At 51.9% G+C, this 3,130-nt stretch carries 6 protein-coding genes; 5 read left to right on the top strand and 1 reads right to left on the bottom strand.

Annotation, left to right across the window (positions count from 1 at the left end; translation table 11 throughout):
* Nucleotides 1-212: 212 nt before the first annotated feature.
* The 5 genes from QPL95_RS18420 to QPL95_RS18400 all read left to right on the top strand — a co-directional run bounded on the left by QPL95_RS18420 (nucleotide 213) and on the right by QPL95_RS18400 (nucleotide 2,751).
* Nucleotides 213-755: a DinB family protein gene (locus QPL95_RS18420; protein ID WP_303292363.1), complete on the top strand. Its 543-nt coding sequence runs from the start codon at nucleotides 213-215 to the stop codon at nucleotides 753-755.
* A 94-nt stretch (nucleotides 756-849) separates the two neighbouring features.
* Nucleotides 850-1,215, top strand: a complete 366-nt coding sequence (locus QPL95_RS18415) for a glyoxalase superfamily protein (protein WP_193075674.1) — start codon at nucleotides 850-852, stop codon at nucleotides 1,213-1,215.
* 119 nt (nucleotides 1,216-1,334) lie between these two features.
* A complete protein-coding gene (locus QPL95_RS18410; RefSeq protein ID WP_303292362.1) occupies nucleotides 1,335-1,733 on the top strand; it encodes a hypothetical protein in 399 nt (132 codons plus the stop codon).
* Nucleotides 1,734-1,846: 113 nt separating this feature from the next.
* On the top strand, nucleotides 1,847-2,308 hold the full coding sequence (locus tag QPL95_RS18405) for a hypothetical protein (RefSeq protein ID WP_303292361.1): 462 nt from the start codon (nucleotides 1,847-1,849) through the stop codon (nucleotides 2,306-2,308).
* Nucleotides 2,309-2,421: 113 nt separating this feature from the next.
* Nucleotides 2,422-2,751, top strand: a complete 330-nt coding sequence (locus QPL95_RS18400) for a DHCW motif cupin fold protein (RefSeq protein WP_303292360.1) — start codon at nucleotides 2,422-2,424, stop codon at nucleotides 2,749-2,751.
* Nucleotides 2,752-3,024: 273 nt separating this feature from the next.
* On the opposite strand, the gene QPL95_RS18395 is transcribed toward QPL95_RS18400, so the two are convergent.
* On the bottom strand, nucleotides 3,025-3,130 hold a 106-nt coding region (locus QPL95_RS18395), incomplete at its 5' end, for a transposase domain-containing protein (RefSeq protein ID WP_303292322.1).

Here is a 3,130-nt window from a genome sequence, read left to right as displayed (position 1 = left end):
CCACAATAATGACGGTGAGTGCTATGGTAAAAGTTCATGAGTCTTCTCCCTTGTAGTGCTTGGTCGCCTTCCAGCTTAGCGGGTAACCGCCGGGCTGGGGAGAAGGCTCAATCAGTATCAAGTGCAGGCACGGCGACGCCCTTTCCATTGCGCCTTCGGCTCCATTCCAAGGGCGCGCATGCTGCAAGCGTTATACATGAGAAGGAACTCAGATGAGCCTGAAAGGTCACTTTGAATTGCTGTCCAACTACAATCAATGGATGAACTCAAAGGTTTATGAAGCTGCAGCGCACCTCACTGCAATAGATTTAGCCAAAGACCGTGGGGCCTTTTTTAGCTCCATCCTGGGGGCTCTGAATCACATCGTCGTTGGTGACACCATCTGGCTCAAACGGTTTGCTACCCATCCGTCCTGCCTGAACTCGTTGCGGGAGATCGCTGATCTTCGAAATTCGACGAGCCTGGATGAGTTAGTCTTTGAGGATCTTGGTAGTTTATCTGAGCATCGGATCTGGTTGGATCGGGAGATTATCAAATGGATATCTGAGCTATCCGAAAGTGATCTGGATTTCGTTCTCAGCTACCACAACACCAAAGGGATCCCGGCCAAGAAACGATATTCGAGCCTGGTTCTTCACTTCTTTAACCATCAGACTCACCACCGAGGCCAAGTTTCTACTTTGCTATCGCAGGCTGGTGTGGATATCGGGGTTACTGACCTATTGACTCAGATTCCGGAGGAAACTCATGTATAACCAGGCCAGCCACGGCGACGTCTACTACATTGCGGCTCCGCCTCCATTTCGTAGCCGCGCGTGCTGAGCGGCGTTATGTGTGAGGAGAGCATGGATGCGATTTCAAGCCATTCCAATCATCCGAATCTTCGATGAGACCAGGGCCAAGGAGTTCTACCTGGACTTCCTCGGCATGTCGCTCGATTGGGAGCATCGCTTTGAGCCGGGATTCCCTATCTACATGCAAGTCTCTCGAGATGGGTTGGTTTTCCACCTCAGTGAACACTCTGGAGATTGTACCCCCGGTTCCAAAACGTTCGTGAATACTGATGAACTTGAAGCCCTGCACCGCGAAATTAGTTCACGAGGTTACAGGTATTCTCGGCCAGAGATTACGACTGCACCTTGGGGTGATAGGGTGTTCGAAGTGGTAGATCCGTTCTCAAACAGAATTTTGTTCAATGAACGTACAACCACATAACCAGTCATTCCAGTTCGTTACGGCCCTGATGGGCCTCCACCGGACGGCCTTTTCTCCGCTTCGCTACGCAAAGGCCGCCGCTGAATATTGGCGTTAGATTCAAAAATCAGGAGAGCACCTTGCCAATTGAACCGTCTGATTTTGCCCACAATGAAGCCTGGCTGCTTTTCCAGTTGAACGAAGCACCGGTGATGACGGAGGCCGATGGTGATTTCAACGCTATGGCCATCATGGAGGTGGCAACGGGGATGATCTTTGGCATGGAGCTTGTTCAAGTAAGCATGCCTGGCTTGCCGGAATTCCTGTCACGGAAATTGTTGGCCGACGCTGAAGGTCAATCTGGCTCAAGACCGCAAAAATTGTTCATAGCGTCTGAGTACGACGCGGATGATCTGGTCAAAGTTGCTAAGGCCATGGGAATTGAAGTTGAGCGAGTCCCAGTCAAAGATCTATCCGGCATCACCCAGGAAGCGAGAGAAGGTTTTGCGGCCCATGTTTCAGGCGGAAGGGTCCAATAAATCTAACCAAGTGTTCCAGTTCGTTCCGGGCCGAACGGCCCTCCACCGGACAGCCTTGTCGCCGCTTCGCTCTGCCAAGGCTGCCGCTGAACAACGGCGTTAAGTGCAAAATCATGGAATACGATTACCGGAAGATCATCAAAGAAGGCTCACCGGACGTTACTTCTGTCAAAGGAAGAAGGCTTGATTCAGCGTTGGCCCACGTCGTTGCAGATGAGATAAATGTCGTTCATCTCTGTTTCGATGGCATATGGTATTCCATCCACGGGCTAGTTGGTTCCGAAGTAATGGGCTTCAAAAGGCGTGAACGGCAATTTCAGGCGGAAATTATCAATGAAGGTAGCGTTGTATGCAGGCTACCAATTCTGGATCAGTTTGTCGGTTTAGAGGTTGCTGAAGTACGGCATATTGGCGAAGCCTGGAATGGTCATGGCTTTGAGCTAAGTTTCAAGGGTGTTCCAGACAAGACATTAATACTGCAATCGATCTATACGGGGTCTGAGCCAGAAGAATTTAGTGATTGCATGAGGATTGGCGTTGGGAATTACATCTATCAGGTTCCCACCAGCACTTAACAAGGCGCATCAATACGCGGCCGGTGGCCGCCGGACGCCCTTTACATTGCGGCTGCGCCTCCATTACAAGGGCGCCGTTGTGCGCTGGCGTTAAATGCTTAAGGAGAAGCAAATTGGACATAAGGGATCTACCCTTTGGGGTTACTGACTGGTCTGAAGTTGAGAAGACCGAACACACAGGGGAGCAGGGAGCTGCTTATTGGCAGACCCGCACTTTCGGCGATATCCGGGTTCGTATGGTCGAGTACAGCCCCGGCTATCTGGCTGATCATTGGTGCGCCAAGGGGCACATCCTGCTCTGCCTGGAAGGTGAGCTCCACACTGAGTTAAAGGACGGGCGTTGCTTTGTTCTCCAGCCGGGTTCTAGCTACCAGGTGGCGGACAACGCTGAGCTTCACCGGTCCTCAACTGAGCTGGGCGCGAAGCTTTTCGTCGTGGACTGAGAGTCACATAACCATACCAGTCACGGCGACGTCTACTACATTGCGGCTGCGCCTCCATTACAAGGACGCCGTTGTGCGCTGGCGTTAAGCGTTGAATATGAAACGAGATCGGCTCACGTTTGAAGGCGCATGCAATCGAGAATGCGGGTTGAGGTTCGTGAATTGTGGCGGACCAACGGCTTCTGGTCTTGAGGGTTATGCGTGTGAAAACTGTCTTGAGCATTTAGTCAGCGAAACCGAGACAAACGACGGTTCAGTGTAAGCGTCCGGCCATCACACCTTGTCAGGCGTAGCCGGCTTCCAGTTGTGGGGCAATAGCTCGTCGATGGCGTTGTTTTTCTGCGTCGGCAGGCGCGTCAGCACATCCTTCAGATAGGCA

Origin of the sequence: Marinobacter sp. SS5-14b, assembly GCF_030541005.1 — a bacterium.
Classification (GTDB): Bacteria; Pseudomonadota; Gammaproteobacteria; order Pseudomonadales; family Oleiphilaceae; genus Marinobacter.
The sequence above is the reverse complement of the archived record's forward strand: the minus strand, read 5'-3'. Positions and strand labels throughout refer to the sequence as shown.

What these genes read in the sequence shown, in the direction of transcription:
- QPL95_RS18420 (WP_303292363.1), top strand. Translation starts at nt 213, where the DNA reads ATGAGCCTGAAAGGTCACTTTGAATTGCTGTCCAACTACAATCAATGG.
- QPL95_RS18415 (WP_193075674.1), top strand. Translation starts at nt 850, where the DNA reads ATGCGATTTCAAGCCATTCCAATCATCCGAATCTTCGATGAGACCAGG.
- QPL95_RS18405 (WP_303292361.1), top strand. Translation starts at nt 1,847, where the DNA reads ATGGAATACGATTACCGGAAGATCATCAAAGAAGGCTCACCGGACGTT.